This is a genomic window from Kitasatospora sp. NPDC051984 (assembly GCF_044593455.1).
Lineage (GTDB): Bacteria > Actinomycetota > Actinomycetes > Streptomycetales > Streptomycetaceae > Kitasatospora.
This window is the reverse complement of sequence record NZ_JBIUCB010000006.1, coordinates 296,606-323,326: the sequence shown is the minus strand read 5'-3', so window position 1 is coordinate 323,326 and position 26,721 is coordinate 296,606. Positions and strand designations below refer to the sequence as shown.

General features: G+C 72.3%; 21 protein-coding genes and 1 pseudogene. 9 read left to right on the top strand and 13 right to left on the bottom strand.

Features of this window, described 5'->3' with window-relative positions:
* Position 1 precedes the first annotated feature (1 nt).
* The 3 genes from sdhD to ACIHEI_RS15160 are packed head-to-tail and all read left to right on the top strand — an operon-like array spanning position 2 to position 3,031.
* A complete protein-coding gene (gene sdhD / locus ACIHEI_RS15170; protein ID WP_043914353.1) occupies positions 2-490 on the top strand; it encodes a succinate dehydrogenase, hydrophobic membrane anchor protein in 489 nt (162 codons plus the stop codon).
* 25 nt (positions 491-515) lie between these two features.
* Complete coding sequence (gene sdhA / locus ACIHEI_RS15165) at positions 516-2,258, top strand: succinate dehydrogenase flavoprotein subunit (protein ID WP_392954732.1); 1,743 nt, start codon at positions 516-518, stop codon at positions 2,256-2,258.
* Positions 2,258-3,031, top strand: coding sequence for a succinate dehydrogenase iron-sulfur subunit (locus ACIHEI_RS15160; RefSeq protein ID WP_387644708.1), 774 nt, complete (start codon positions 2,258-2,260; stop codon positions 3,029-3,031). The genes sdhA and ACIHEI_RS15160 overlap by 1 nt, the downstream gene beginning before the upstream one ends.
* Positions 3,032-3,090: 59 nt before the next feature.
* On the opposite strand, the gene ACIHEI_RS15155 is transcribed toward ACIHEI_RS15160, so the two are convergent.
* From ACIHEI_RS15155 to ACIHEI_RS15145, 3 genes are all read right to left on the bottom strand, one after another.
* Positions 3,091-4,431 carry a hypothetical protein gene (locus ACIHEI_RS15155; protein WP_396606897.1) on the bottom strand — a complete coding sequence of 447 codons (1,341 nt, stop codon included), beginning with the start codon at positions 4,429-4,431 and terminating at the stop codon, positions 3,091-3,093.
* Positions 4,432-4,600: 169 nt separating this feature from the next.
* Positions 4,601-6,217: a hypothetical protein gene (locus ACIHEI_RS15150; protein WP_396606896.1), complete on the bottom strand. Its 1,617-nt coding sequence runs from the start codon at positions 6,215-6,217 to the stop codon at positions 4,601-4,603.
* A 113-nt stretch (positions 6,218-6,330) separates the two neighbouring features.
* Positions 6,331-6,588, bottom strand: a complete 258-nt coding sequence (locus ACIHEI_RS15145) for an SCO4848 family membrane protein (protein ID WP_387644699.1) — start codon at positions 6,586-6,588, stop codon at positions 6,331-6,333.
* Positions 6,589-6,724: 136 nt separating this feature from the next.
* Here ACIHEI_RS15145 and ACIHEI_RS15140 point away from each other — a divergent pair, with 136 nt between their 5' ends.
* On the top strand, positions 6,725-7,984 hold the full coding sequence (locus ACIHEI_RS15140) for a D-alanyl-D-alanine carboxypeptidase family protein (protein ID WP_396606895.1): 1,260 nt from the start codon (positions 6,725-6,727) through the stop codon (positions 7,982-7,984).
* 3 nt (positions 7,985-7,987) lie between these two features.
* Here ACIHEI_RS15140 and ACIHEI_RS15135 read toward each other — a convergent pair whose 3' ends face one another.
* The 3 genes from ACIHEI_RS15135 to ACIHEI_RS15125 all read right to left on the bottom strand — a co-directional run bounded on the left by ACIHEI_RS15135 (position 7,988) and on the right by ACIHEI_RS15125 (position 11,014).
* Entirely contained in the window at positions 7,988-8,899 is a 912-nt protein-coding gene (locus ACIHEI_RS15135; protein WP_387644694.1) for a class I SAM-dependent methyltransferase, read from the bottom strand.
* A gap of 94 nt (positions 8,900-8,993) precedes the next feature.
* The gene (locus ACIHEI_RS15130; RefSeq protein ID WP_396606894.1) at positions 8,994-9,938 is read right to left on the bottom strand and encodes a YihY/virulence factor BrkB family protein; all 945 of its coding nucleotides are present in this window, start codon (positions 9,936-9,938) and stop codon (positions 8,994-8,996) included.
* Between the two features lie 77 nt (positions 9,939-10,015).
* On the bottom strand, positions 10,016-11,014 hold the full coding sequence (locus ACIHEI_RS15125) for a glycosyltransferase family 2 protein (protein ID WP_396606893.1): 999 nt from the start codon (positions 11,012-11,014) through the stop codon (positions 10,016-10,018).
* Between the two features lie 143 nt (positions 11,015-11,157).
* Here ACIHEI_RS15125 and ACIHEI_RS15120 point away from each other — a divergent pair, with 143 nt between their 5' ends.
* Positions 11,158-14,736, top strand: coding sequence for a CDP-glycerol glycerophosphotransferase family protein (locus ACIHEI_RS15120; protein ID WP_396606892.1), 3,579 nt, complete (start codon positions 11,158-11,160; stop codon positions 14,734-14,736).
* 114 nt (positions 14,737-14,850) lie between these two features.
* Positions 14,851-17,262 carry a CDP-glycerol glycerophosphotransferase family protein gene (locus tag ACIHEI_RS15115; protein ID WP_396606891.1) on the top strand — a complete coding sequence of 804 codons (2,412 nt, stop codon included), beginning with the start codon at positions 14,851-14,853 and terminating at the stop codon, positions 17,260-17,262.
* Between the two features lie 54 nt (positions 17,263-17,316).
* On the opposite strand, the pseudogene ACIHEI_RS15110 reads toward ACIHEI_RS15115, so the two are convergent.
* The 7 genes and pseudogenes from ACIHEI_RS15110 to ACIHEI_RS15080 form a co-directional block, all read right to left on the bottom strand.
* A pseudogene (locus ACIHEI_RS15110) lies at positions 17,317-19,002 on the bottom strand (stealth conserved region 3 domain-containing protein); the annotation flags it as partial.
* A 124-nt stretch (positions 19,003-19,126) separates the two neighbouring features.
* Entirely contained in the window at positions 19,127-19,684 is a 558-nt protein-coding gene (locus ACIHEI_RS15105; protein ID WP_396606890.1) for a 2'-5' RNA ligase family protein, read from the bottom strand.
* A complete protein-coding gene (trpS, locus tag ACIHEI_RS15100) occupies positions 19,684-20,721 on the bottom strand; it encodes a tryptophan--tRNA ligase (RefSeq protein ID WP_387644679.1) in 1,038 nt (345 codons plus the stop codon). The genes ACIHEI_RS15105 and trpS overlap by 1 nt, the downstream gene beginning before the upstream one ends.
* Positions 20,722-20,750: 29 nt before the next feature.
* Positions 20,751-22,064, bottom strand: a complete 1,314-nt coding sequence (locus ACIHEI_RS15095; RefSeq protein WP_387644676.1) for a hemolysin family protein — start codon at positions 22,062-22,064, stop codon at positions 20,751-20,753.
* Between the two features lie 69 nt (positions 22,065-22,133).
* Positions 22,134-23,126 carry a malate dehydrogenase gene (locus tag ACIHEI_RS15090; RefSeq protein ID WP_396606889.1) on the bottom strand — a complete coding sequence of 331 codons (993 nt, stop codon included), beginning with the start codon at positions 23,124-23,126 and terminating at the stop codon, positions 22,134-22,136.
* 286 nt (positions 23,127-23,412) lie between these two features.
* Positions 23,413-23,811 (bottom strand): DUF3017 domain-containing protein, encoded by a 399-nt coding sequence (locus tag ACIHEI_RS15085; RefSeq protein WP_387644672.1) that lies wholly within the window; start codon positions 23,809-23,811, stop codon positions 23,413-23,415.
* Between the two features lie 17 nt (positions 23,812-23,828).
* Positions 23,829-24,683, bottom strand: a complete 855-nt coding sequence (locus ACIHEI_RS15080) for a bifunctional methylenetetrahydrofolate dehydrogenase/methenyltetrahydrofolate cyclohydrolase (RefSeq protein WP_392955746.1) — start codon at positions 24,681-24,683, stop codon at positions 23,829-23,831.
* Between the two features lie 242 nt (positions 24,684-24,925).
* Between ACIHEI_RS15080 and ACIHEI_RS15075 the strand changes: the two genes are divergently transcribed.
* From ACIHEI_RS15075 to ACIHEI_RS15065, 3 genes are all read left to right on the top strand, one after another.
* On the top strand, positions 24,926-25,345 hold the full coding sequence (locus ACIHEI_RS15075) for a hypothetical protein (protein ID WP_396606888.1): 420 nt from the start codon (positions 24,926-24,928) through the stop codon (positions 25,343-25,345).
* Positions 25,342-25,812: a DUF2752 domain-containing protein gene (locus ACIHEI_RS15070; protein WP_396606887.1), complete on the top strand. Its 471-nt coding sequence runs from the start codon at positions 25,342-25,344 to the stop codon at positions 25,810-25,812. Before ACIHEI_RS15075 ends, ACIHEI_RS15070 begins: the two co-directional genes overlap by 4 nt.
* A 140-nt stretch (positions 25,813-25,952) precedes the next feature.
* Positions 25,953-26,675 (top strand): RDD family protein, encoded by a 723-nt coding sequence (locus ACIHEI_RS15065; RefSeq protein WP_396606886.1) that lies wholly within the window; start codon positions 25,953-25,955, stop codon positions 26,673-26,675.
* Positions 26,676-26,721: the final 46 nt, after the last annotated feature.

Here is a 26,721-nt window from a genome sequence, read left to right as displayed (position 1 = left end):
CATGTCCACTGAGACCAAGGACCTGGTGGTCCCCTCGCTCCAGGCCCACACGGGCCAGGGCCTGGGCACCGGCAACCCGGCCGACGCCTTCGTGGTGGAGCCCGCCCGGGCCCGCACGAAGAAGACCCCGCGCCGCACCCGCACCAACTTCGAGATGCTCGCCTGGCTGTTCATGCGCCTGTCGGGTGTCGTCCTGGTGGTGCTGGTCCTCGGCCACCTGCTGATCAACCTGATGCTGGACGGCGGCGTCTCGAAGATCAGCTTCGCCTTCGTGGCGGGCCGCTGGGCCTCGCCGTTCTGGCAGATGTGGGACCTGCTGATGCTGTGGCTGGCGATGCTGCACGGCTCGAACGGCATGCGCACCGTCATCAACGACTACGCGGAGAAGGACGCCACTCGTCTGTGGCTGAAGGGTCTCCTCGGTGTCGCGACCGTCTTCACGGTCGTCCTCGGCACCCTGGTGATCTTCACCTTCGACCCGAACATCTGACGAGCCACCAGAGGCGACTGACCCCATGCAGATTCACCAGTACGACACCGTCATCGTCGGCGCCGGCGGCGCCGGCATGCGCGCGGCCATCGAGTCGACGCAGCGCAGCCGCACCGCGGTCCTGACCAAGCTCTACCCCACCCGGTCGCACACCGGCGCGGCGCAGGGCGGCATGTGTGCCGCCCTCGCCAACGTCGAGGAGGACAACTGGGAGTGGCACACCTTCGACACGGTCAAGGGTGGTGACTACCTGGTCGACCAGGACGCCGCCGAGATCATGTGCAAGGAGGCCATCGACGCGGTCCTCGACCTCGAGAAGATGGGCCTGCCCTTCTCCCGCACCGACCAGGGCCGGATCGACCAGCGCCGCTTCGGCGGCCACTCCCGCAACCACGGCGAGGCCCCGGTCCGCCGGTCCTGCTACGCCGCGGACCGCACCGGTCACATGATCCTGCAGACGCTGTTCCAGAACTGCGTCAAGCACGGTGTGGAGTTCTTCAACGAGTTCTACGTCCTCGACCTGCTGATCAACGAGGGCAAGACCGCCGGTGTGGTGGCCTACGAGCTCGCCACCGGCGAGATCCACGTCTTCCAGGCCAAGGCCGTGGTGTTCGCCTCCGGCGGCACCGGCAAGATGTTCAAGGTCACCTCGAACGCGCACACCCTGACCGGTGACGGCCAGGCCGTGGCGCTGCGCCGTGGCCTGCCGCTGGAGGACATGGAGTTCTTCCAGTTCCACCCGACGGGCATCTGGCGGATGGGCATCCTGCTCACCGAGGGCGCCCGCGGCGAGGGCGGCATCCTGCGCAACAAGGACGGCGAGCGCTTCATGGAGCGCTACGCCCCCGTCATGAAGGACCTCGCGTCCCGTGACGTGTGCTCCCGCGCGATCTACTCGGAGATCCGGGCCGGCCGCGGCTGCGGCCCCGACGGCGACCACGTCTACCTGGACCTGACGCACCTCCCGCCGGAGCAGCTGGACGCCAAGCTGCCGGACATCACCGAGTTCGCGCGCACCTACCTCGGCATCGAGCCCTACACGGACCCGATTCCGATCCAGCCCACCGCGCACTACGCGATGGGCGGCATCCCGACCAACGTCGAGGGTGAGGTCCTGAGCAACAACACCGACATCGTCCCGGGCCTGTACGCCGCGGGCGAGGTCGCGTGCGTGTCGGTGCACGGCGCCAACCGCCTGGGCACCAACTCGCTGCTGGACATCAACGTGTTCGGCCGCCGCGCGGGCATCGCCGCCGCCGCCTACGCCGACAAGCACGACTTCGTCGAGCTGCCGGCGAACCCGGGCGCGCTGGTCGAGGCCATGGTCGAGGGCCTGCGCGAGTCCACCGGCACCGAGTCGGTCGCGCAGATCCGCAAGGAGCTGCAGGAGTCGATGGACACCAACGTGTCCGTCTACCGCACCGGCAAGACGCTGCAGCAGGCCGTCGAGGACGTCGCGGCGCTCAAGGAGCGCTTCAAGAACGTCTCGATCCAGGACAAGGGCTCGCGGTACAACACCGACCTGCTGGAGGCCATCGAGCTGGGCAACCTGCTCGACCTGGCCGAGGTGCTGGTGGTCTCCGCGCTGGCTCGCGAGGAGTCCCGCGGCGGTCACTACCGCGAGGACTTCCCGACCCGCGACGACGTGAAGTTCATGCAGCACACCATGGCGTACCGCGAGGTGGCCGAGGACGGCACCACCTCCATCCGCCTCGACTACAAGCCGGTCGTGCAGACCCGCTACCAGCCGATGGAGCGTAAGTACTGATGTCCACTCCGACCGTCGAGAAGCACTCGGCCGCGCTGGACGCGGTCGAGGCGGGCAGCACCAAGCTGGTCAACGTCACCTTCCGGATCCGCCGATTCAACCCGGAGGAGCACCCGGAGCCGGTGTGGGTGGACTACCAGCTCGAGATGGACCCGAAGGAGCGCGTCCTGGACGCGCTCAACAAGATCAAGTGGGAGCAGGACGGCACGCTCACGTACCGCCGCTCCTGCGCGCACGGCATCTGCGGTTCGGACGCCATGCGGATCAACGGGCGCAACCGGCTGGCGTGCAAGACCCTGATCAAGGACGTCAACCCGGAGAAGCCGATCACGATCGAGGCCATCAAGGGCCTCGCGGTCCTCAAGGACCTGATCGTGGACATGGACCCGTTCTTCCAGGCGTACAAGGACGTCATGCCGTTCCTGATCACCTCGGGGAACGAGCCGACCCGCGAGCGTCTGCAGTCGCAGGCCGACCGCGAGCGCTTCGACGACACCACCAAGTGCATCCTGTGCGCCGCGTGCACCTCCTCGTGCCCGGTGTTCTGGAACGACGGCCAGTACTTCGGCCCGGCGGCGATCGTCAACGCGCACCGCTTCATCTTCGACTCCCGCGACGAGGGCGCCGAGCAGCGCCTGGAGGTCCTCAACGACCGTGAGGGTGTGTGGCGTTGCCGCACCACCTTCAACTGCTCGGAGGCCTGCCCGCGTGGCATCGAGGTCACCAAGGCGATCCAGGAGGTGAAGCGCGCGCTCGTCACGCGTCGCTTCTAGTCCCACGCTGTTCGAGGGGCCCGTCCGGAGTTCGCTCCGGGCGGGCCCTTCGGCGTCGCTCAGGACTCGGATGCGCGCCTGACGGTGGCCAGGGTGAGCAGCAGCGGGCCGAGGAACAGTGCCACGGCCATCGTCCGGTAGTCCTGCCCGGCGGCGGACGCGGTGAGCGCCAGCTGGGTGCCCAGGACGGCCGCTCCGGCCACCGGGACGAGCGCGGGCAGCCGGTGCCGCCAGGCGTACAGCAGGGCCGCCGCCAGGCCCAGGTACGCCCACAGGGCGCCGCGCCACAGCAGCCAGTCCAGCTGCGGGGCGCGCAGCAGGGTGCGGCTCCAGGCGGCTGCGGAGTGCAGCGGCCGCAGCAGGCCGTGCGAGGACGGGGACGGGTCCGGCACCTCGGTGGCGGCGTGCGGGCCGCCGGTGCCCGCCCACACCGCCCAGGCGAGGCGGCCGCGGCAGAGCCGGGCGTCCAGCACCCGGTCCGGGTGGTCGCGCAGCAACGTCCGCCAGGCGGCGGCGAGTTCGTCCTGCTCGCGGCGGGCGGCGGCGGTGTCCCAGCGGTCGGTGAGGGCGGCGGTCGCCGAGCAGTCCGCGCCGGCCGCGTCCCAGTCGGCGGCCGGGGCGAGCGCCGTCAGCGCCCGGTCCTCGCGGCCGGGGTCGCGGTGCTGGGCGAGCGCCAGGTCTGCGGCGCGCAGCGGGTGCAGGTCCCCGGCGCGGACCGTCGGGTGGCCGAGCAGCGCGAGGGCGATCGGCACGGCCAGCGCGAGGGCGGTGAGCAGCGCGAGCCGGCCCCGTACCCGGGGCAGCGCCGGTAGCAGCACCAGGGCGGCGATCAGCGCGGTGCCCGCGCCCCGGGGGCCGGTCAGGGCGAGCAGCGCGATGGCCGAGAACAGTACGGCCAGATCCAGCCGCTGCGCCGGTCCGCCCCGGTGCAGCGTCCCCTCCGCCCGCCGGGCGAGCAGCCGCAGGCCCGCCGCGGTGAGCAGCAACGCCCCTGCGGTGGACGGCACTTCGGGGCTGAGCGAGACCACCAGGCTACCGGTCGGCGGCAGCGCGGCCAGCGCCACCGCCACCGGCCCCGACCAGCGGCCGCGCACCCCGAACCGGGCCAGCGCGGCCACCAGGTGCCCGAGCGCGAACGCCACCACCACGGTCTGCGCCAGCGTCGCCCCCGCCGGGTGCAGGACCCGCACGGCGGCGTCGTACAGCGGTGCGCCACTGGTGGCGGTGCCGGTGAACGCCGGGTACCCGGCCGCCCACCACAGCAGCAGCACCGCCTGACAGGCCGCCGCCACCGCGAACGGCAGCCGCAGCCGGGACTTGGCGCGCCGGTGCCGGCGTTCCCGTTCCTGGCGCTGCGCCCACTCGGGGCGGGCGTCGCCGAGGGTGGTGCTGGTGCTCATCGCGGAGCCTCCCACATCCCCTGCTCCCCGGCCCGGCCACCGGCCCCTCGCCGCCCATCCGCCCGGGAGTCGTGCCGGGCAGGCTAGCAGCCGGATTCGGCCACCTCCAGGGGTCCGGACACGCCAAAGGCCCGCACCGGCCTTGGCCGGAACGGACCCTGACGCTCCATCAGGCCAGAACGCCCAGGTCCTTCGGGCTGCCCACGCCCTTGAACGTCACCAGGTGCCGCTCGGCGGTAACGGCGTACAGGTCGGCCTGTCCGTCCCCGTCCAGGTCGCCGGAGGTGCCCAGGGTCGGGTACTCGGCCACCGGGAAGGTGCCGATGACGGTGCCGCCGGCCGGGTCGGCGAGGCCGGAGAAGTCGTAGCTGCCGTCGGCGAGCTTCGGGACCGCGTGCGCCCGCAGGGTGCCGGTGGCCTGCTCGCGGGACCACAGCGCGAGGTTGCCGTTGGCGTCGGGGCCGGGGGCGATCAGGTCGTAGCCGTTCCAGGCGCCGGTGGTGGTGAGCTGGGTGGACTTGCCGAAACGCGACGGGTCGCGCTGGAGCCACAGGTTGCCCTGCTCGACGTCCAGCAGGTTGAGGCCGTACGGCTGGGCCGGGTCGAGGGAGCCGAAGGCGACCAGTTGCTGGATGCCCGCGTAGCCGGTGACGAAGTCGGCCGGGCAGGCGACCGGGGCCTTGGCCAGGTCGACGCAGGAGGTGGCGTGGCGGACGAGCGGCGGGTTGGTCGAAGTGATCGAGAACGTGCCGCGGTTCACGTACTGGTACAGGTAGTTGGCGGCGGGGTCGTGGACGTAGATGGTGTCGGCCGGCGCGAGCGAGGCGCTGCCCCAGCCCTTGTGGACCACCTGCTGGCCGCTCCAGCCGGTGCCGCCGGGCGCCCAGGCGGCGGGAACCACGGTGCTCGGGGTGGTGCTGCCGGAGTCGCCGCTGATCACCAGCAGGTTGCCCTGCGAGTCGGGCAGCAGGATGTCGGGGACGCCGTCGTTGTCGACGTCGCCGAGCGCCTTCGGCGGGTTGGGGTTCGACGGGGCGTAGAAGCTGTAGTCGACCGGCGGGTTGACGTTGCCCGCGTGGTCGACCGCCTGGACCCGGAGCGTGTGGGTGCCCCACTGGCCGGGCTTCAGGGTGACGCTCGCGGTGCCGTCCGCCCCGGCCGCGACCACGCCCGGGCCGGGGGTGCAGCCGCCGACGCCGGCGTCGCCGTCCAGCACGTACCGGAAGCAGGCCAGGCCGGAGCCGCTGTCGGAGCCGGAGAAGGTGAACACACCGGGCTGGCCGGCGTACTTGCCGCCGCCGCCCTGCTCCGGGAAGTCGTCGGAGTGCACGCCGAGGACGGTCGGCTGGGTGGTGTCGACGCCGAACCGGCAGGTCTCGGTGGGCGCGCCGGAGCCGGGCCGGTACTCCGGCCACACCTGCCAGGTGTAGCCGCTGCCCTCGGCCAGGCCGGCGATGGAGGTCTGCACACCGCCGGAGGCGTCCGCCTCGGCGGTGGTGTCGAGGACCTTCGCGCCGGTCGCGTCCCACACCTTGAAGCGGGCGGCGGGCGCGCCGGTCTTCGCGAACAGCACCGGGCCCGGGTTGCTGACGGTGACCCAGCCGGGCGTGCCGGTGGCGCTGCAGCCGTCGGTGCGGCCGGTGTCCAGGGAGGTGCCCGGTATGACGGTCGGGCCGGTGACCGCAGCGCCGGGCGCCGCCTGCGCGGCGGGTGCGGCGAACAGGCCGGCCGCGACGGCCGCGGTGGCGCAGGCGGCGATCAGCCGCGGGGAGGTGACACGGGACATCAGGGATCTTCCCCCAGGAGCGTTGCTCGGGCAGGTCGGTCAACCTGCCCGGCCGCGTATCCTGACACCCCCTGTGACCTGCGCACAAGCAAAATTTTGGTATGCCAGGACCGCTACTCCGCGACGGCGGGCTTGCGCAGCGCGCGCAGGCCGCGGACGCCGATCCAGCCGATGGCGAGGCCGAGCGTCAGGGAGGTGATGGCGAGCAGCAGGTGGACCCAGAAGAAGGCGGTCGGCTGCCCGTGGTCGCCGTTCACGAAGGCCTGGCCGCCGGAGTCCTTCCAGAGGTTCTTGGCGAACGTGGTCCAGATGAAGATCGACCAGACGCCGAAGGCGGTGAGGAACCAGGAGACCGGGCGGCTGAGCTTCATGACGGGTCCTTCGCGGCAGACGGGTGGCCCGTCCAGTATGCGTGGCCCGCCGAACGGAGCAGCGGGCGGTACTCGTTCGTGGCGTCGGGGCCGACTTCGACGGCGGGGCGGCGGAGGGGCGGGTTAGCTTCCGTGAATGCAGACAATCCGCCGGATCGTCCACGGTTCGTCCGCGGCCGCGCTGGTGCTGCTCCCGGTCGGCCCGCCGGCCGCGCGTGCCGTGACGCCCGGCGACGCCCCGCCGCCGCCCGTGGTGGGCGGTGACCGGCTGGGCGCGGCGGGCGTGCAGGTCGCGCCTGGCGCGGGGGCGCCGGCGCTGCCGTCCGGTCTGACCGGGAAGTCCTGGGTGGTGGCGGACGCGGACAGCGGCGCGGTGCTGGCCGCGTTCAACGCGCACGCGCAGCTGCCGCCGGCGTCCACCCTGAAGATGCTGTTCGCGGACACCGTGCTGCCGCGCTTCCCGGCGGACGAGGTGCACCGGGTGGGCTGGACGGAGCTGCAGGGGATGGGCGCGGGCAGCAGCCTGGTCGGCATCAAGGAGGACCTGGACTACAAGGTCGAGGACCTGTGGCGCGGGGTGTTCCTGTCCTCCGGCAACGACGCGGTGCACGTGCTGGCGAGCATGAACGGCGGGGTGGCGAAGACCGTCACCGACATGCAGGCCCGCGCGGACCAGTTGCAGGCCCGCGACACCCACGTGGTCAGCCCGGACGGCTACGACATGGACGGCCAGGTCACCTCGGCGTACGACCTGACGCTGTTCGCCCGGGCGGGCCTGCGCAACGAGGAGTTCCGCGGGTACTGCGGCACCCGCTGGGCGCAGTTTCCCGGCGCGTTCGACAAGAACGGGCAGCGCGGCAGTTTCGGCATCGCCAACACCGACCGGCTGCTCGGCAAGTACCCGGGGCTGATCGGCGTGAAGAACGGTTACACCACCAACGCGGGCGCGACCTACACGGGCGCCGCGGTGCGCGGCGGCCGCACCATGCTGGTGACGGTGATGCACCCGGACAGCAGCCCGAAGGTGTACGACGAGGCGGCGGCGCTGCTGGACTGGGGCTTCGCCGCGGCCGGCAAGGTCACCCCGGTGGGTGTGCTGGCCGAGGACCGGGCGCCGGCGGAGGCGTCGGTCCGGCCGGTCACCGAGGCCCCGTCCGCACCGGCCGCGCCGTCCACCGCGCCGCCGGCGAAGCCGTCCGCCGCACCGGCCGCGAAGCAGGCCGACCCGGTGCGGGCCGCGCACACCGCGGCGGACGGTCCGGGCGCGGCGACCTGGACGGCGGTCGGCCTGTGCGCGGCGGTGGCGGCGGCCGGGATGCTGCGGCTGCGCGCGCTGCGCCGCCGGGCCGCCCTGCGGGAGGCCCGGTCCGGCGGCAGACCGTCCGAGTGGCGTTAGGTCCTAGTCGGACTTGCGGGCGCGGCCGGCGGCCAGGGCGCGGCGGACGGCGCGGGTGGCGACCGGGGGGATCACGTCGAGCGCGACCCGGCGGGCGAGCGAGCGCTGGGAGCTCGGACGGGCGGGCGCGGACGGGCTGCCGGCCTGTGCTCCGGCCGCGGTCTCCGGGCGGCCGTCGGCGCCGTCCCAGGCGAGGCGGTGGCAGATCTGCCCGGCGAGGTGTTCCTCGTCGAGGCGGAAGCCTTCGCCGCGCCAGTCGCGGGCGAGCAGATCGGCGCGGACGGCGTCCGCGTCGCCCCAGGTGCCGTAGAACTTCTCGGGGGTGAGCAGTACCGGCTTCAGGCCGAGGGTGAACACGGCCTCCCAGACGGCGGCGTGCACGCCGGGGGTGTGCGGGGCGCGGTAGTCGTCGAGGGAGACGATGCCGTTGCCGGCCAGGGCGTCGCGGGCCACCAGGATGTCGCCGGCGACGTGCTCGTACAGGTGCGAGGCGTCGATGTGGACGAAGCGGCAGCTGTCGGCGGTGATCCGGCCGTCGGCGAGTACCGAGGTGGGGGCCTGCACGATCGTCGGGAGTTCGGCGTGGAAGGCCAGGTAGTTGGTCTCGAAGGCGCGCCGGGTGAGGGTCGAGCGGTAGGACATCGACATCTCGGCGGAGTTCTCGTCGTCGGGCGCGTCCATGTCGAACAGGTCGCAGACGGTGAACTTCTCCCCGGGGCGCAGGTGGTCGCCGAGCAGGATCGCGGAGCGGCCCAGGTAGGCGCCCATCTCCAGCAGGTCGCCGGTGACTCCGGCCTCGCTCTGGCGGCTGAGCAGCCAGGCGAAGACCTCACGGTCGACGCGGAAGAACCACCCGGGGACGTCGTCGGGGGTGGCGGGAACGGGCGGAGCGGCGGTGGTGTCGGTGAGTGACACACGGCCTCCTGGGAAGCGGCCGGAACGCGAGGACGCACCGGCGGAACGGTCGGCCGGGGGAACGGCCACGCTGTGGTTGTGACCGGGATCATAGTCAGTTGTCCGGATGTCGGACAGGGGGTGAACCAGGCGTTTCACCGGCCCGTTCCAGCGCCGCCTCGGCCTGTCGGACGGCCCGCCGGCGGGCGGCCTCCGGGTCCGCGAGTGCCGTCCAGGCCGCGCAGTACATCAGCAGTCTCGACACGAAGTTGATCCACAGCAGCAGTGCCACGGGCACCCCGAACGCCCCGTAGAGGCTGCGGCCGGCAACCGAACCCAGGTACGAGGAAAGTGCCAACTTGAGCAGTTCGAAGCCGACCGCGCCGATCAGCGCCCCCTGCAGCAGGGCCCGGCGGCGCTGGACGACGATCCGCGGGAACGGGCCGAGCAGGTAGACGAACAGCAGCAGATCGGCACTGACGGCGATCAGGAAGCCGAGCCCGGCCAGCAGCCAGCGGGCGGCCCCGCCGTCCAGGCCCAGCCAGTCGGCCAGCCGGTGCGCGAGCGTGGTGGCGACCGCGGACGCGGCCAGCGAGGCGAGGCAGACCACACCGAGTCCGAGCAGCACCACGCTGTCCCGGATTTTCACCTGAACGAGGTTCCCGGCGTCGTCGGGCAGCCGCCACACCGTGCGCACGGCGCCGCGCATGGTGTCCACCCAACCGAGGCCGGAGGCCAGCAGCAGGGCGCCGGAGAGCAGGCCGACGGTGCCGGCGTTGGCGACCATCGCGTTCAGGTCGAGCGCGTCGGCCAGGCCCGGGAGCTGCTCGGTGATCTTCTCCTGGAGCTGGTGCACCCGGGAGTCGGAGAGCGTGGCCAAGGCGATCGCCAGGGCCACGGTGAGCAGCGGGAACAGGGCCAGGAAGCCGAAGAAGGTGACCGCCCCGGCGAGCCGATTGCCGTCCACGTCGGCGAACAGCCGGTAGACCAGGTACGGGCGGCTGCGCATGACCCGGGCCACCAGTGGACCGATCAGGGGCAGGCCGGCAGGGAAGTCCATTCTCCGCTGTATACCGGCCGCGCGCTCCCACGTCCGGGTGACGCGCCGTCGTCCGGACGGCTCAGTGGCTCGGCCGCTCAGCGGCGCACCGCGCGGCGGGCCTTGGCCAGCACCCGCAGGCTCTGGAAGCCCAGGTAGCTGCCGCGGCTGAGCAGTTCGCCGCGGACGCCCTCCGGTCCGGCGGGCGGCCGGTAGCCGGCCGGGCGGTGCCGGGCGCAGTGCTCGGCGGCGCGGCGGAAGAACTCGCGGCGGTCGGCGGCGGGGACACGGCCGGGCTTGGTGACCACGGTGGCGAGGTGGCCGAGCATCATCCGGTAGATGACCGGCCGCCAGCGGTCCAGGTCGGGGCGGGCGTCGAGGAAGGCGAACACCCGGTCGTACTGCTCGAAGACGTCGAAGTGCTTGCGGGAGGCGGTGGCGAGGATGTTGCCGCCCTCGCGGCGCTGCCGGTAGTGCACGCCGACCTGGTCGAGCAGGGTGATGGACTCGGCGGCGAGCAGCGCCGGGTAGGTCCAGGGGGTGTCCTCGTAGTACCCGGGCGGGAAGGTCAGGCCCTGCTGCTGGACGAATTCGCGGCGGTAGGCCTTGTTCCACACCACCTGGAGCAGGTCGAGCAGGTCGCGGCGCTCGTCCAGGGTGAAGGTGTCGGCGCCGGGCTTGGCGAACACGGGGGCGGAGGCGGAGCGCACCACGCGGCCGTCCCAGTAGCTGCGGGCGTAGTCGTACACCAGCAGGTCGGGATCGCCGGTGGCGCGGAGCCGGGCGTCGGTGGCGGCCAGCAGGTCGGGGGTGAGGGTGTCGTCGCTGTCCAGGAACAACAGGTAGTCGCCGGTGGCGAGTTCCATTCCGGCGTTCCGGGCGAGGCCGAGGCCGACGTTCTGCTCCAGGTGACGGACCGTCACCCGCTCGTCCCGGTAGGCGACTTCGTCGAGGATCGCGCCGCAGCCGTCGGGCGAGCGGTCGTCGACGGCGATCAGTTCGAAATCGGTGAAGGTCTGTCCGAGGACGGACTCCAGGCAGGCGGGGAGGTACTCCTCGACGGCGTGGACGGGCACGATCACGCTGAACCGCGGCATCTCTTCACTCTCCTCACCTGGCCTGGCCAGGCGCAGACTAGCAAGCCCGGAGAGGTAGGATCGCGGCTGGTGCCGGTCCGGGTTTCGACACATCTGCCGGGCCCACCCGGCAGCACTCCCTGAGGAAAGGCTCTGCGCTCCCGATGGCCCCCCGTCTGTCCGTCGTCGTCCCGATCTACAACGTCGAGCGCTATCTCGAGGAGTGCCTCGACTCGATCGCCGCCCAGACCTTCGACGACTTCGAATGCGTCATGGTCGACGACGGCTCCAAGGACTCCAGCGCCGACATCGCCAAGGCCTACGCCGCGAAGGACTCGCGCTTCCGGCTGGTCCAGCAGGTGAACAAGGGCCTCGGTGCGGCGCGCAACACCGGCTACCGCCACATCTCCGAGGGCACCGAGTTCCTCGCGTTCGTCGACAGCGACGACACCATGCCGCCGTCCGCGTACGAGCTGATGATCGGCACGCTGGACGAGACCGGCTCGGACTTCTGCACCGGCAACGTGCTGCGTTTCCGCGCCGTCGGCCACTACCAGTCGGGCGGCCACCGCAAGCCGTTCGCGGCCACCCGGCTGCGCACCCACATCACCGAGATCCCGGCGCTGGTCACCGACCGCACCGCGTGGAACAAGGTGTACCGCCGCTCGTTCTTCGACCAGGCGGGCGTGCTCTACCCCGAGGGCATCCTGTACGAGGACGCCCCGGTCAGCGTGCCGCACCACTACCTGGCCCGCCGGGTGGACGTGCTCGCCGAGCCGATCTACCACTGGCGCGAGCGGGAGGTCGGCGAGATGTCGATCACCCAGATGAAGACCAACCCCAAGGGCGTCATCGACCGGGTCAAGTCGATGGAGCTGGTCCGCGACTGGCTGGGCAAGCAGAGCGACCCGAAGTTCCGCAAGTACCTGCACTCCTACGACGAGAACAACCTCGTCGAGGAGATCCCGATGTTCTTCGGCTCGGTGCTGGAGGGCGACCCGGAGTACAACGCCGCCTACCTGGAGTCCGTCGGCCGCCTGCTCCGTGCCATCGGCCCGGACCAGGTCCGCAAGCTGCGCGCCCCGCTGAAGCTCAAGTACCACCTGACCCTGCAGGGCCGGCTCGCCGAGCTGATCGAGCAGCTGCGCTTCGAGAAGGACAGCAACGGCGCCGCCCCGGCCCGCGGCCTGCTCCGCCCGTACGCCGACTACCCGTTCCTGCGCGGCGGCCGCAAGAGCGTCCCCGCGGACGTGCTGCGGCTGAGCAACGCCCTGGTGATGCGATCCCGGGTGTACGAGGCCCGCTGGTCCGGCGGCCGGCTCCAGCTGACCGGGCACGCCTTCCCCGAGCACCTGGGCGCCGAGAACAAGCACGACATGGTCAAGGCGCTGGTGCTGCGCGAGGCCAAGGGCCGTCGCGTGGTGGCGGTGCCGACCCGGGCCGAGTTCAGCCCGGAGGCCACCGCCAGCTCGCCGCACGACCTGTACAGCTGCGACTGGGCGGGCTTCTCCGCCACCATCGACCCGCAGCGGCTCAAGCACCGCGGCGAGTGGAAGGACGGCTCCTGGCGGGTGCTGGTGGCCGGCGCCGGCAAGGGCGGCGTCTACAAGGGCCGGGTGTCGGTCGGCTGGCACGACCGCGCCGAGTACGCGCCCGTGCACTGGGTCGAGGACGACGTCCGGGTGGTGCCGTGGCAGCGTGACGGCCACCTGCTGCTGCGGGTGGAGCGGGTGCGCGCCCGCGCCACCTCGGTGTCCGCCGAGGGCGGCACCCTCGAACTGCGCGGCCTGGTCCGCTCCGGCGCCGACCTGGCCGGCGCGGAACTGCGGCTGAAGCACGTCGAGTCCGAGCGCGACGTGTTCGTCCCGCTGGACCTGGGCGTCCCGGCCGGCCGCGACCTGCCGTTCACCGCGCACGTCCGGGTCGCCGAGCTGACCGCCGTCCGCGAGGCCTGGAACGCCCTCGACCCGACCGCGGAGAAGCGCACCCGCGACCGCTGGGACCTCGAGCTCAAGCTCACCGACGGCACCGGCCTGCCGGTCGTCCTGGACGACCGCCGCGCCCCCGTCAGCCTGCACCTGCCGATCGGCGACGGCGCCCGCGCGCTGTACGCCAAGCCCTCCCCCAGCGGCTACCTGCAGCTGTGCGACCAGGTGCTGCAGCCGGTCGTCGAGGAGATCACCCGGGCCAAGGGCGGCGAGGGCTTCGTGCTCAGCGGCTCCTTCCCGCTGCCCGGCACCCACCGCTACGAACTGGTGATCCTGCACGCCAAGCGCCGCGAGGAGCACGCCTACCCGGTGGAGATCGCCGACGGCCGCTTCCGGGCCGCGCTGCCCGCCGTGCCGAACGCGTCCTTCGCCGGCGAGGTCCCGCTGCACAAGGGCACCTGGACGGTGCTGTTCCGCCCGGTCGGCGCCCCCGTCGACAGCGAGTGGCCGGCCGCGGTGCTCGCCGCGTCCACCTTCGACACCCTGCCGCTGGAGCTGGAGGCCCGCGGCAAGCGGGTCACCCTGGAGCGCCGCGTCTACGACAGCCTGTCGCTGGACTCCCCCGACGCGCTTTCCCCCGCCGAACGCAGCGGCTACCGCCAGCGGCAGCTGCGCCACGCGTACACCGAGGGCCAGCGCCGTCCGCTCACCGACACCGTGCTCTACCACACCGTCCGCGAGGACTGGTGGGCCGCCGACGGCGGCCTGTACGCGGACTCGCCGCGCGCCGTGCACGAGGAACTGGTCCGCCGCGGCCTGCCGCTGCGCCACCTGTGGACCTCCGTCGACCTGCAGGCCGAGCTGCCGCAGACCGCCGAGTGCGTCCGGCACCGCTCCCCCGAGTGGTTCGAGGCGCTGTCCACCGCCAAGTACATCGTCACCTCCACCCACCTGCCGACGTACTTCCGCCGCCGCCCCGGCCAGGTCGTCCTGCAGACCTGGCAGGGCAGCCCGCTGAAGCGGATCGGCACCGACTTCGAGAAGGTCTGGTTCACCGACTCCGGCTACCTCGAGCACCTCAAGGAGGAGGTGCCGCAGTGGAGCCTGCTGGTGGCGGGCAGCCGCTGGGCCGCGCCCGTGCTGCGCCGCGCCTTCGACTTCCAGGGCACGCTGCTGGAGACCGGCTACCCGCGCAACGACCTGCTCTTCGCCCCCGACCGGGAGAAGACCGCCGAGCGGGTCCGCGAGCAGCTCGGCCTGCCCGAGGGCAAGCAGGTGGTGCTCTACGCACCCACCTACCGCGAGGACCGTCGCCTGCCCGACGGCGGCTACCAGCTCAACCTGCAGCTCGACCTCGAAGCGGCCCGCGCCGCCCTCGGCGACGACCAGGTCCTGCTGGTCCGCGCCCACGAGGTCGTCCGCGGCCGCCTCCCCGAGGCCGGCAACGGCTACGTCTGGGACGTCAGCACCTACCCCGACATGGCGGAGCTCCTGCTGGTCGCCGACGTGCTCGTCACCGACTACTCCTCCTCGGTGTTCGACTTCATGAACACCGGCCGTCCGGTGCTGTTCTTCACCTACGACCTGGAGCACTACCGCGACAACCTGCGCGGCTTCAGCCTCGACCTGGAGAACAAGGCCCCGGGCCCGCTGCTCACCACCTCCGCCGAGGTGGTCGCCGCGCTCGGCAACCTGCCGGAGGTCACCGCCGAGTACGCCGACAAGTACGCGGCGTTCCGCGAGGCGTACTGCGACCTGGACGACGGCGGTGCCGCCGGACGGGTGACGGACGCGCTGCTCGCCGAAGGCAAGTGAGCGGGAAAAGCCCCGGGAAAAACGAATATCGTATGTAAATAAATCAATTCCCCTCCTTTTTTGACAAAGGGGGGGAATTGACTTTCCCCGGCATTGTGCACTGGGATATCGGGAATGTCCCACCTCGTACGGCGCCCCACCACCGCCCGGCCCGCGCGCCCCACCGAACCGGCCGCCGCCGCCGCGCTGCGCCGCGCCGTCTGGGAGGGCGGCGAACTCGTCCTGACCGGCGAGGGCCGGCTCCTCGACGCACCCGGCGAACGCCCCGGGCAGACCCGCATCGTGCTGGAACTGCACCCCACCGACCGGAGCCGGCGCCCGCTGCGGCTGCGCACCGTCCCGCACTACCTGCCCGAGGCGACCGACGACAGCGCGCAGACCCGGCACAGCCTCGACTGGACCGGGTTCACCGCCCGCCTCGACCCGGTGCTGCTGCACGCCCCCGCGCTGCGGCCGGTCCCCGGCTGGCGGGTCGAAGCGGTGGTCGGCAGCGGCCCGCGCCGGGCCCGCGCCCCGCTGGCCGGCCACTGGTGCGGCAGCGGCGAGTACCCGCCCGCCGGATGGACCGGCCCGGCGCTCCAACTGGTGCCGACCGTCGAGGACGGCGCGCTGAATCTGACGGTGCGCCCGGCCCGCGCCCGGGTCGACTCCTGCCGCTCCCGCCCCGACGGCTTCGAACTGCGCGGCACCGCCACCGGCACCAGCGGGGCCCTGGTCCTGCGGCACCGCGACACCGGCGCCGTCGTGCAGAGCCTGGTGCACTGGCAGGGCCACGAGTTCACCGCCTTCGCCGGCACCCTCCCGCGTCTCGCCGAGGGCCACTGGGAGCCCTCACTGACGCTCCCCGACGGCGACGCCCCGCTCGTCCTGCGCCACCCTCCCACCGGCAGCTGCCAGCTGCCGATGCCCGCCGGCCAGGTGCTGTACGCCAAGCAACTCGCCGACCACCGGCTGCAGTTCTGCGTCCAGCCGGGCGAACCGCTGATCGACCGGATCACCCCCGCCGACGGCGGCTTCGACCTGGCCGGCGAGTTCCCCGGCCGCCCGGACGCCCCACTGGAGCTGGTGCTGCGGCACTGCGGCGACGGCCGGGAACGGCGCACGGCCGTCCACCCCGCCGACGGCGACCGCTTCACCGTACGGCTGCCACTCACCCCCGACGGGCCGGACGGCGCGCCCCGCCCGCTCGGCAAAGGCATCTGGGAGGCCCTGCTGTACCCCGTCGGCCCCGGGCGGCACCCCGGCCACCCGCTGCGGCTGCACCCGGCCGCACTGCCACTGCTCCCGGCCCCGGGCCGGGCCGGCGACAAGTCCTTCCTGCTGCAGCGCCGCTGGCACGACACCCTGATCGTGGACAGCCTCCCGGTACTCGCCGCCCTCGAACGCAGCGCCCTGAGCCAGCACCGGCTGCGCACCGGGAGCTACCCCGCCGCCCGCCACCGCCCGCTGCGCGACGCCGTGCTGTACGACGTCTTCGGTGGCCGCGGCTACGCCTGCAACCCGCGCGCCGTGCACGCCGAACTGGCCCGCCGGAAGCTCCCGCTGGAACACCTGTGGGTGATCGACGACGGCCAGGAGCAGCCACCCGGGCCGGTCCGTACGGTCCGCCAGTGGAGCCCCGAGTGGTACGAGGCGCTCGCCACCTGCCGCTACCTGGTCGGCAACACGCACTTCCCGGACTTCCTGCACCGCCGCGACGGCCAGGTGGTGGTCCAGCTGTGGCACGGCACCCCACTGAAGCGGATCGGCCACCGCATGCCGGAGAACCGCACCACCGCCGACGGCTACCTGGAACGGCTGGACCGCGAGGTGCGCCAGTGGAGCCTGCTGCTGTCGCCCAGCCCGTTCGCCACCCCGGAGCTGGTCGCCTCCTTCGGCCACCGCGGCGAGGTGCTGGAGGGCGGATACCCGCGCAACGACCGGCTGGTCCGGCCCGACCCGGACGAGGTGGCCGCCGTCCGCCGCCGGCTGCGGGTGCCGCCCGACCGCCGGGTGGTGCTGTACGCACCGACCTGGCGGGACGACCGGCGCGGCCCCGGCGACCGCTTCGAAGTGGACCTCCAGCTCGACCTGGCCGCCGCCCGGGCCGCCCTCGGCCACGACCACGTGCTGCTGCTGCGCCCGCACGTGCACTGCGGCGGCGCGCTGCCGGACGACGACTTCGTCCGCGACGTCGCCGACTACCCGGACGTCCAGGACCTGCTGCTGATCGCCGACGTGCTGGTCACCGACTACTCCTCGGTGATGTTCGACTTCGCGGTGACCGGCCGTCCGATGCTGTTCTTCACCTACGACCTGGAGCACTACCGCGACCGGCTGCGCGGCTTCACCTTCGACTTCGAGGCCCAGGCCCCGGGCCCGTTGCTGACCGGCTCCGATCAGGTGGTGGCCGCGCTACGCGACCTCGACCCGGCGCGGTACCGGGAGAGCTATCGCGCGTTCCGCGAGCGGTTCTGCCCGCTGGACGACGGCGCGGCGGCGGTCCGGCTGGTCGACCGGATGCTCGCGCTCGGCGCCGCCGGCTGAGTCTGCGGGCAGCTCGTAGGGGCCGGGCACCGGGAAGTACGCGGCCAGGAACGCGGCCATCGCCCGGTCCTGCTCCTCCGCGGGGCTGCCGTCGCCGGTCCCGTCGGCCAGACAGAACGCCAGCAGGTCGCGTTCGTCGAGCAGCCGGGTCATCCGGTCCCGGTCCTCGGCGCAGTCCACCGCCAGGTACCCGTGGGCGAGGGTGCCGTCGACCGCGGCGCCGCGCAGCAGCGCGTGGTACAGCGCCAGGGTGACGGGGGCGACGTCGGTGGCGGAGCGGAACGCCGAGCTGCCGGTGGCCTCCAGTTCGGTCCGCCAGCGCCGCGCGGAGTCCTCCAGCAGGGTGCGCCGCAGCGCGTACGGGACGTGCGCGAGCACCCGGGTGAAGGCCCGGCCGTGGTCGCGTTCCAGCGCCCGCCGGGTGTTCTGCTGGGCGGCCGTGTAGACATCGGCGGTGCCGGCCCCGGCGGACGGCGGGACGATCCGGGTGTCGCGGAAGACCCTGGGCAGTCCGTTGCCGAGGAAGAAGTGCTCGGGGCGGACCGGCCCGCCGAGGAACATGTCGTCGTTGAAGTACAGGAAGTGCTCGGCCAGGCCGGGGATCCGGTGCAGTCCGGTCTCGATCGCGTGCGAGTTGAACACCGGCCCGCCGTCCAGCAGTTCGCGGTGCGACACCACGGTCAGCCCGGGCACCGAGGTGTCCAGCCAGGACGGCGTCTGGTCATCGGTGAGCAGGAAGATCCGCCGGATCCAGGGGGCGTACATGGCGACCGAGCGCAGGCAGTGGCGCAGTTCGTCGCGGTTGCGGTAGCGGTGGTCGCCGTCGTCGTGGTCGGTGTCGTCGGCGGACGGCGCGGCGTCTCCGTACAGCCGGGCGCGGGCGGCGTCGCGGCGTTCGCGCCAGGCGGGGTCGCGGTCGTCGACCCAGGTGATCACGGCGTCCACCGGGAAGCGGACGTCCTCGGGCAGGGCGTGCAGGAACGGTTCCGCGACGGGGTAGTCGTGGCCGCCGACCCGGACGGTGCCGGCCACCTCCAGCGAGGGCAGCCACCAGCCGAACGGGGTCTCGTCGATCGAGGCGACGGCGCCGCGCGCCGAGCCGTCGGTGTCCCAGAACTCCAGGTCGCAGCCGTAGTCCTCGCCGTAGTAAAGGGTGCGGGTGCCGGTCACCACCGGCCGGAACAGGCGCACACCCTTGACCCGCTCGGGCAGCTCGCCGGGCTCCACCGGGTCGGTCGCGCCGTCCGGTGCTCCGCCCGTGTCCTGCGCGGTCTCCTCCGCCGGCGGCGGCAGTTCGTGCTCCGCGACGGCCTGCGGCAGCTCCTCGGCGAGCACCGTGCGGTGCACACTGCCGTGGCCGAGCAGCGCGGCGTACACGGGGGCGCCGCGGAAGGTGTCGGCGATGATGTCCAGCACCCGGTCCCGGCCGCCGGGGGGAACGGCCAGCCGGTGGCGCGGGCCGCGGTCGGGGATCAGCGTGTAGCGCACGTCCGCGGCGTCCAGCGCCTCGGCGGCGGCGGTCAGGTTGGCCTGGTGGGCCTGCGGGGCGAGCAGGTCGTCACGGAGCTCGGCCAGCCGGTCGTGGTGCCGCACCAGCCGGCGGTCGGCGGCCAGCAGCTCGTCCTCGCGAACCCGCTGCGGGTCCGGCGGCGGGGCCGGGACAGCTGCGGGAACGGGCGCCGGCAGGACGCCGAGCCGGCGGAGCACCCGGCCCGCAAAACGCCGCGCCAGTCTCCGCATCGACCTGCCAGCCATTCTTCTCCCGCTCCGCGATGGTCCGATTCGACGGTAACAACGGAGAAAGCCCAGGTGAAGGAATGGCAAAGGACTCCCAGACAACTCCAGGAATCCCCGGCCGAAACGCTCAGGATCGACCGAACGCGTAGCTGCGCCACGGCCGCCACACGGCGTCCGCGCCGAACGTCGAGAGGACGAATTCGGTGACGTTGAAGACCGCGCGGAAGGTGCGGGCCTGTTCGTGGGCCTGGTCGAGGACGGGGTCGGGGAGGCCGTGGGCGACGGTGACGTGGGGGTGGTAGGGGAAGGCGAGTTCGCGGGCCAGGGGGCCGGAACGGACTTCGGCTTCCAGGGCGCGGCACTCCTGGGCGCCCTCCTCGACCCGGACGAAGACCACGGGGGAGACGGGGCGGAAGGTTCCGCTGCCCTGGAGGAGCATCCGGAACGGGCGGTGGGCGGCGGCCACCGTACGCAGGTGGTGCTCGATGCCGGGGAGCCGGTCGGCGCTGGTCTCGGTGGGGGGCAGCAGGGTGACGTGGGTGGGTATCGACCGGGCCTGCGGGTCGCCGTGGCCGGCCCGGGCGTCCTGCACCTGGCTGCCGTACGGTTCCGGGACGTGTATGGACACGCCGATGGTGACGGTCTCGGGGAGACCGTCACCATCGGGGGCGGCAGCCGTCGGCATCAGCGCTTCGGCGCCAGGAAGCCGACGCGGTCGTACACCTCGGCGAGCGTCTCGGACGCCACCGCGCGGGCCTTCTCGGCGCCGAGCGCGAGCACCCGGTCCAGCTCGGCCGGGTCGTCCAGGTAGCCCTGGACGCGGGTCTGGAACGGGGTGACCCAGTCGGTGAACAGGTCGGCCAGTTCGGTCTTCAGGGCGCCGTACATCTTGCCGTCGAAGTGCGCGACCAGCTGCTCGATACTCATCCCGCTGAGCGCGGAGTGGATGCGCAGCAGGTTGGAGACGCCGGGCTTGCCGGCCTCGTCGTAGGTGACGACGGTGTCGGTGTCGGTGACGGCGCTCTTGAACTTCTTGGCGCTGGTCTTCGGCGGGTCGAGCAGGCTGATCAGGCCCTTGTCGCTGACCGCGGACTTGCTCATCTTCGCCGCCGGGTCCTGCAGGTCCTGGATCTTGGCGGTGGCCTTCAGGATGTACGGCTCGGGGACGGTGAAGGTCTTGCCGTAGCGGGTGTTGAAGCGCTCCGCGAGGTCGCGGGTGAGCTCCAGGTGCTGGCGCTGGTCCTCGCCGACCGGGACGGTCTGGGTCTGGTAGAGCAGGACGTCGGCGACCATCAGCACGGGGTAGGTGAACAGGCCGACGGTGGTGCGGTCGGCGCCCTGCTTGAGGGACTTGTCCTTGAACTGCGTCATCCGGGAGGCCTCGCCGAAGCCGGTGAGGCAGTTCATCACCCAGGCCAGCTGCGCGTGCTCGGGCACCTGGGACTGCACGAACAGGGTGCAGCGCTCCGGGTCGAGGCCGGCGCCGAGGAGCTGCGCGACGGAGACCCGGGTGTTCTGCCGCAGCGTCGCCGGATCCTGCTCGACGGTGATCGCGTGCAGGTCGACGACCATGTAGAAGGCGTCGTTGGCCTCCTGCATGTCGACCCACTGACGCACCGCGCCGAGGTAGTTGCCCAGGTGGAATGAGCCTGAGGTGGGCTGGATGCCGGAGAGCACCCGGGGACGGTCCTTCACCGGACCGGTGACCGCTGCGTTGACCATGCGCCCATTGTTCCAGTTCCCCGGGCCGCTCAGGAAACGTCCTGAGCACCCGGGTTGGGCAGTGTGACGGCACTCACCCGCAGCCGTTCGATCCGGCGCCCGTCGAGGCGGGCGACGGTGAGCCGGGCGCCGGACTCGGTGAGCACCTGGTCGCCCTTCTGCGGCAGCCGGCCGAGCTCGCGCACCACGAAGCCGGCGACCGTCTCGTACGGGCCCTCGGGGAGGGTGAAGCCGGTCTCCTCGGCGAAGTCGGCGAGATTGAGCAGGCCGTCGAGTTCGACGCCGCCGCCGGCCAGCCGGCGGGTCGCCGTGGTGTCCTGGGCGTCGTACTCGTCGCGGATCTCGCCGATCACCTCCTCGACCAGGTCCTCCAGGGTGACGATGCCGGCGGTGCCGCCGTACTCGTCGACCACGATGGCCAGGTGGTGGCCCTCGCGGCGCATCTCGCTCATCGCCTCCAGCACCCGCTTGGTGGCGGGCAGCAGCTTGACGGGGCGGGCCAGGTCGCGGACCCGGGCGGCCTGCTCGCCGCGCACCCCGTACAGGTCGCGGACGTGCACGAAGCCGGTGACGGCGTCGTAGGAGCCCTCCACCACCGGGTAGCGGGAGTGCGGGGAGGAGTCGGTCTCGGACCGGACCTCGCGCACCAGCCGGTCGGCATCCAGGAAGGTCACCTCGGTGCGCGGCACCATCACCTCGCGCAGCTGGCGCTCCCCCGCCGCGAACACCTCGTTGATCAACTCGCGTTCGTCCGAGCCAAGTTCGGTGTTGGCGGCGACCAGGCCGCGGAGCTCCTCGGGGCTCATCACGCCGCGGCCGGCGGACGGGTCGCCGCCCAGCAGGCGCACCATCAGGTTGGTGGAGTGGCCGAGCAGCCAGATCACCGGGCGCAGCGCCACCGACATCACGTCCACCACCGGGGCGGCCAGCAGGGCGATCGACTCGGCGCGCTGCAGACCGATCCGCTTGGGCGTCAACTCGCCCAGCACCAGGGAGGCGTAGGAGATCACCAGGGTCAGGCCGACCAGCGCCACCGCGTCCGCGACGCCGTCCGAGAGGCCTGCCTTCACGAACACCGGGGCGAGCTTGCCGGCCAGCGTGTCGGCGCCGAACGCCGCGGACAGGAAGCCCATGCACGTCACGCCGACCTGCACGGCGGCCAGGAACCGGTTCGGGTCGGCCGCCAGGTGCGCGGCCCGGGCGGCGCGGCGCGAGCCGGCCGACTCCAGGGTGCGGATCTGCCCCTCGCGCAGCGAGATCAGCGCGATCTCGGCGACGTTGAACAGACCGCCCAGCATGATGAACACCAGGACGAGCGCGGCGTCCTGCAGGGTTTCGCTCACGGCCCGAGTGTAGGAGAACGGCCGGGCGCCCCGTGGGCACCCGGCCGTTCACACGCGGCGGAGCGGCGCTCAGATGAGGCCGAGCTCCTTGACCGCGTCGCGCTCCTCGGCGAGCTCCTGGACGGAGGCGTGGATCCGGGCGCGGTCGAACTCGGAGAGGTCCAGGCCCTGGACGATCTCGAACTTGCCGTCCTTGGTGGTGACCGGGAACGAGGAGATCAGGCCCTCCGGCACGCCGTACGAGCCGTCGGAGACGATGCCCATCGAGGTCCAGTCGCCGGCCGGGGTGCCGTTGACCCAGGTGTGGACGTGGTCGATGGCGGCGTTCGCGGCCGAGGCGGCCGAGGACGCGCCGCGGACCTCGATGATCTCGGCGCCGCGCTTGGCGACCTTGGGGATGAAGAAGTTCTCCACCCACTCCTGGTCGGCGCCGACGGCGTCGAACGCGGACTTGCCGGAGATCTCGGCGTGGAACAGGTCCGGGTACTGGGAGGCGGAGTGGTTGCCCCAGATGGTGACCTTCTTGATGTCCTCGACCGTCACGCCGGCCTTCTTCGCCAGCTGGGCGACGGCGCGGTTGTGGTCCAGGCGGGTCATCGCGGTGAAGCGCTCGGCCGGAACGTCCGGGGCGTTGCGCTGGGCGATCAGGGCGTTGGTGTTGGCCGGGTTGCCGACCACCAGGACCTTGATGTCGTCCGCGGCGTTGTCGTTGATCGCCTTGCCCTGCGGGCCGAAGATGCCGCCGTTGGCGGACAGCAGGTCGGCACGCTCCATGCCCGCGGTGCGCGGACGGGCGCCGACCAGCAGCGCGACGTTGGCGCCGTCGAACGCGACGTTCGCCTGGTCGGTGATGGTGATGTCACGCAGCAGCGGGAACGCGCAGTCGTCCAGCTCCATGGCGACACCCTCGGCGGCCTTCACGCCCTGCGGGATCTCCAGCAGGCGCAGGTTCACCGGCACGTCGGCACCCAGCAGGTGACCGGAGGCGATGCGGAAGAGCAGCGCGTAGCCGATCTGGCCGGCCGCTCCGGTAACGGTGACGTTGACGGGGGTGCGAGTCATATCTACCTTCTCCAGCTGTCGCCAGGCGCCCCAGGCACATCGGCGCCGGAGCCGAGGATGATCTCTCGATGTCGAGAGACCCGAGACAGGCTATCGCGAAGGCAGGTGGCTGGGAAAACAGGGGCGCGTGGGGGCACCTCCCAGCCCCCTAGGGCTGGGGGAGAACTGCGCGACAAGCGCACAGCACGTCCGCAAGGTCGCGATCACGCGCAAGTCATTGCCCTGCGTCGCGATCTTGCGGGTGGGTGCCTTCCGCTTCGCGCAGTTCCCCGCGCCCCTGGTGGCGCTAGTGCACCGGGTGCCCGATGAGCCGTCCGATGTTGTCGAGTATCGGGACGTTCAGCCACGGGTTGGGCTGCGCCACCAGGGTGAGCAGCACGATCACCCCGCCCAGGACGAACATCAGGGTGATGTCGGTGAACCGGCTGCGGACGGCGAGCATGCCGACGTCCGGCAGGCCGAGTCGCAGCAGGGCGCCGAGCAGGGGTGCGACGCCGACGGCGAGCAGGCCGAGCCGGAAGTTTCCGGCCCAGGTGACCAGCAGGCCGAGAGCGGCGACGGCGAGCACCAGGGTGATCGGCCACTGTCGCATCGGGAGGGTGTGGCCGCGGCCGAGGGCCGCCGCCGAGCCTTCCGGGGGCAGGGTGCCCTCGGTGGTGACGGGTCGGCGGCGGGCGCGCTTCATGACGCCGGGCACCGGTGTCAGACGCCGGCGCGGCGCTCGGCCGCCTCGACGATGTTGTTGAGGAGCATCGCGCGGGTCATCGGGCCGACTCCGCCGGGGTTGGGGGAGATCCAGGCGGCGACCTCGGCCACGCCGGGGTGCACGTCGCCGACGATCTTGCCCTCGCTGCGGGAGACGCCGACGTCCAGCACGGCCGCGCCGGGCTTGACGTCCTCGGGCTTGACCAGGTGCGGGACGCCCGCGGCGGCGACGACGATGTCGGCCTTGCGCAGGTGGGAGGCGAGGTCGCGGGTGCCGGTGTGGCACAGCGTCACGGTGGCGTTCTCGCTGCGGCGGGTGAGCAGCAGGCCGATGGAGCGGCCGACGGTGATGCCGCGGCCGACGACCACGACCTCGGCGCCGTCGATGGCGACGTCGTGGCGGCGCAGCAGTTCGACGATGCCGAGCGGGGTGCAGGGCAGCGGGCCGTCGATGCCGAGGACGAGGCGGCCGAGCGAGGTCGGGTGCAGGCCGTCGGCGTCCTTGTCGGGGTCCATGAGTTCGAGGACGCGGTTCTGGTCCAGGCCCTTGGGGAGCGGCAGCTGGACGATGTAGCCGGTGCAGGCCGGGTCGGCGTTGAGCTCGCGGACGACGTTCTCGACGTCCTCCTGGCTGGCGGTGGCGGGGAGTTCGCGCTGGATGGAGGCGATGCCGATCTCCGCGCAGTCCTTGTGCTTGCCGTTGACGTACCACCGGCTGCCCGGGTCGTCGCCGACCAGGACGGTGCCGAGGCCGGGGACGATGCCCCGTTCCTTGAGGGCCGCCACGCGGACGGCGAGTTCGGACTTGATCGCGGCCGCGGTGGCCTTGCCATCGAGAATCTGGGCAGTCATGTCTCCATTCTTCCGGATCGGGAGTCCGCGCCGCGCCGCCGGGCGGGCGTGCACGGAGCGTCCCTGGCGGACACGGAGCGTGCCGGGGGGTTGCGGTTGTGCCACGTTCGTGGCGGTGGCCTGCATGTGGCTGGACAGCGTGCGGCGCCAAGGCTCACGATGACAAGGCAAGTACCGCCGCCCAGGTCCTGGTGACGGACCGTCCGGCAGCGGGGGACGAACACAGTCGGGGGAATCGACAAGTGAGCAATCCGTACCAGCCGGATCCGTACGGCGGTTACGGCCAGGCTGGCGGACCGCCGGGCCCGCCGCCGCAGCAGCAGCCGTACGGCTATCCCCAGGCACCGCAGCCGCCGCAGCAACCCGGTTACGGCTACCCGCAGCAGCCGCATCCCTCGCACCCGTACCCGCCGAACGTTCCGATGGCGGTGAGCAACAACCACGCCACGACTTCGGTGGTGCTCGGTTTCATCGCGATCCTGCTGTCCTGCGTCTACGGCGGCGTGGTGGGCCTGGTGGGCGTGGGCCTCGGCGTCTCGGGGCTGAACCAGTCGGCGCAGCTGGGCGGTACGGGCCGGACCGCCGCGATCGGCGGCATCGTGCTGGGCGCGCTGTCCGTGCTGCTCACGATCGGGTTCATCGTCCTCCAGTCCAGGTCATGAACCCCGCGACTCCCGGGCCGGCCGTGCCGGTGACGTCCCGTCCGTCGGCGCTTTCCGGCGGCGTGCTGACGGCCCGTTGGCGGCGGTCGGCCGGGACGGTGCCGGGCGCGGTGCTGCGGGTGCTGGTGCGGCTGGCCGCGGCGGCCGGGACGGCGCTCGCGGTGGCGGCGGTGCACGACGCCCACGATCCGGGCGTGCTCTGCCCGTTGCGGGCGACGACCGGCGTGCCGTGCCCGTTCTGCGGCAGCACCACGGTGTTCATCGAGGCCGGCCACGCGCACTGGGGGGCCGCGCTGGCGGCGAACCCGGTGACGGTGGTGGCGGTGGCGGCGCTGCTGTTCGCGCCGCTGGGCCCGGGCCGCTGGTGGCGCCGGCTGTCGTACGGCCGCCGGAACCTGCTGCTCGGCGCGGCCGCGATGGCCGCCTGGGCCTGGGAGTTGGCCCGCTTCGGCTTTCTCGCGCTCTGAACGGAGGGTCCGAGGTTGACTGTTGATCCCCTCTCCGTCGGACTCGTCCGCTACTCTCCGACGCGGTCGGCGTGTCCCCTGCCCACCCGTCCCCAGGATTTTTTCGTTCCGTCCACGCTCCTTCCTGCCCGGAGGCATCGATGAGCTACCCGCCCGACCCCAACAACCCCTACGGCCAGCCGCCGCAGCAGCCCGGCTACGGCTACCCGCAGCAGCCGCCGCAGCAGCCCGGCTACGGCTACCCGCAGGGCCAGGTCCCGCCGCAGCAGGCCTACGGCTACGGCTACCCGCAGGCGCCCGGCACGATCCAGGCCAACAACGGCTACATCAACATCGCCAACATCGGCATGGTGCGCGTCGCCACCATGGGCCAGCGTTTCGCGGCCCGCCTGCTGGACGGCCTGATCACCTCGGTGGTCCTCGGTATCGCGATGGCCCTGGGCCTGGCCGGTGCGATCGGCATGGCGGACAAGGTCAAGGACTGCTCGGGTTACACCTACGGCACCGCGTCGTACCAGAGCTGCGTGAACGAGCAGGCCCAGGCGTCCGCCGGCTTCCTCGCCGCGATCTTCTCCTTCATGGCCGTGGTCGCCGTCTTCAACCTGCTCTACGAGTGGCTGATGGTCGGTCTGATGGGCGCCACCCTGGGCAAGATGGCCCTGGGTCTGCGCGTGGTCAAGGAGAACACCGGCCAGAACCCGGGCGTGGGCGGCGGTTTCGTCCGCTTCGTCATCCCGCAGGTCGGCGCCTTCCTGTGCGGCATCGGCCAGGTGCTGGTCTTCCTGTCGCCGTTCTTCGACAACTCCGGCAAGCTGCAGGGCTGGCACGACCGTGCCGCCGGCACCGTGGTGATCAAGAAGTAACGCTCACCGGCAACGCCCGAGGGCCCCGCACTCCGGAGACGGAGTG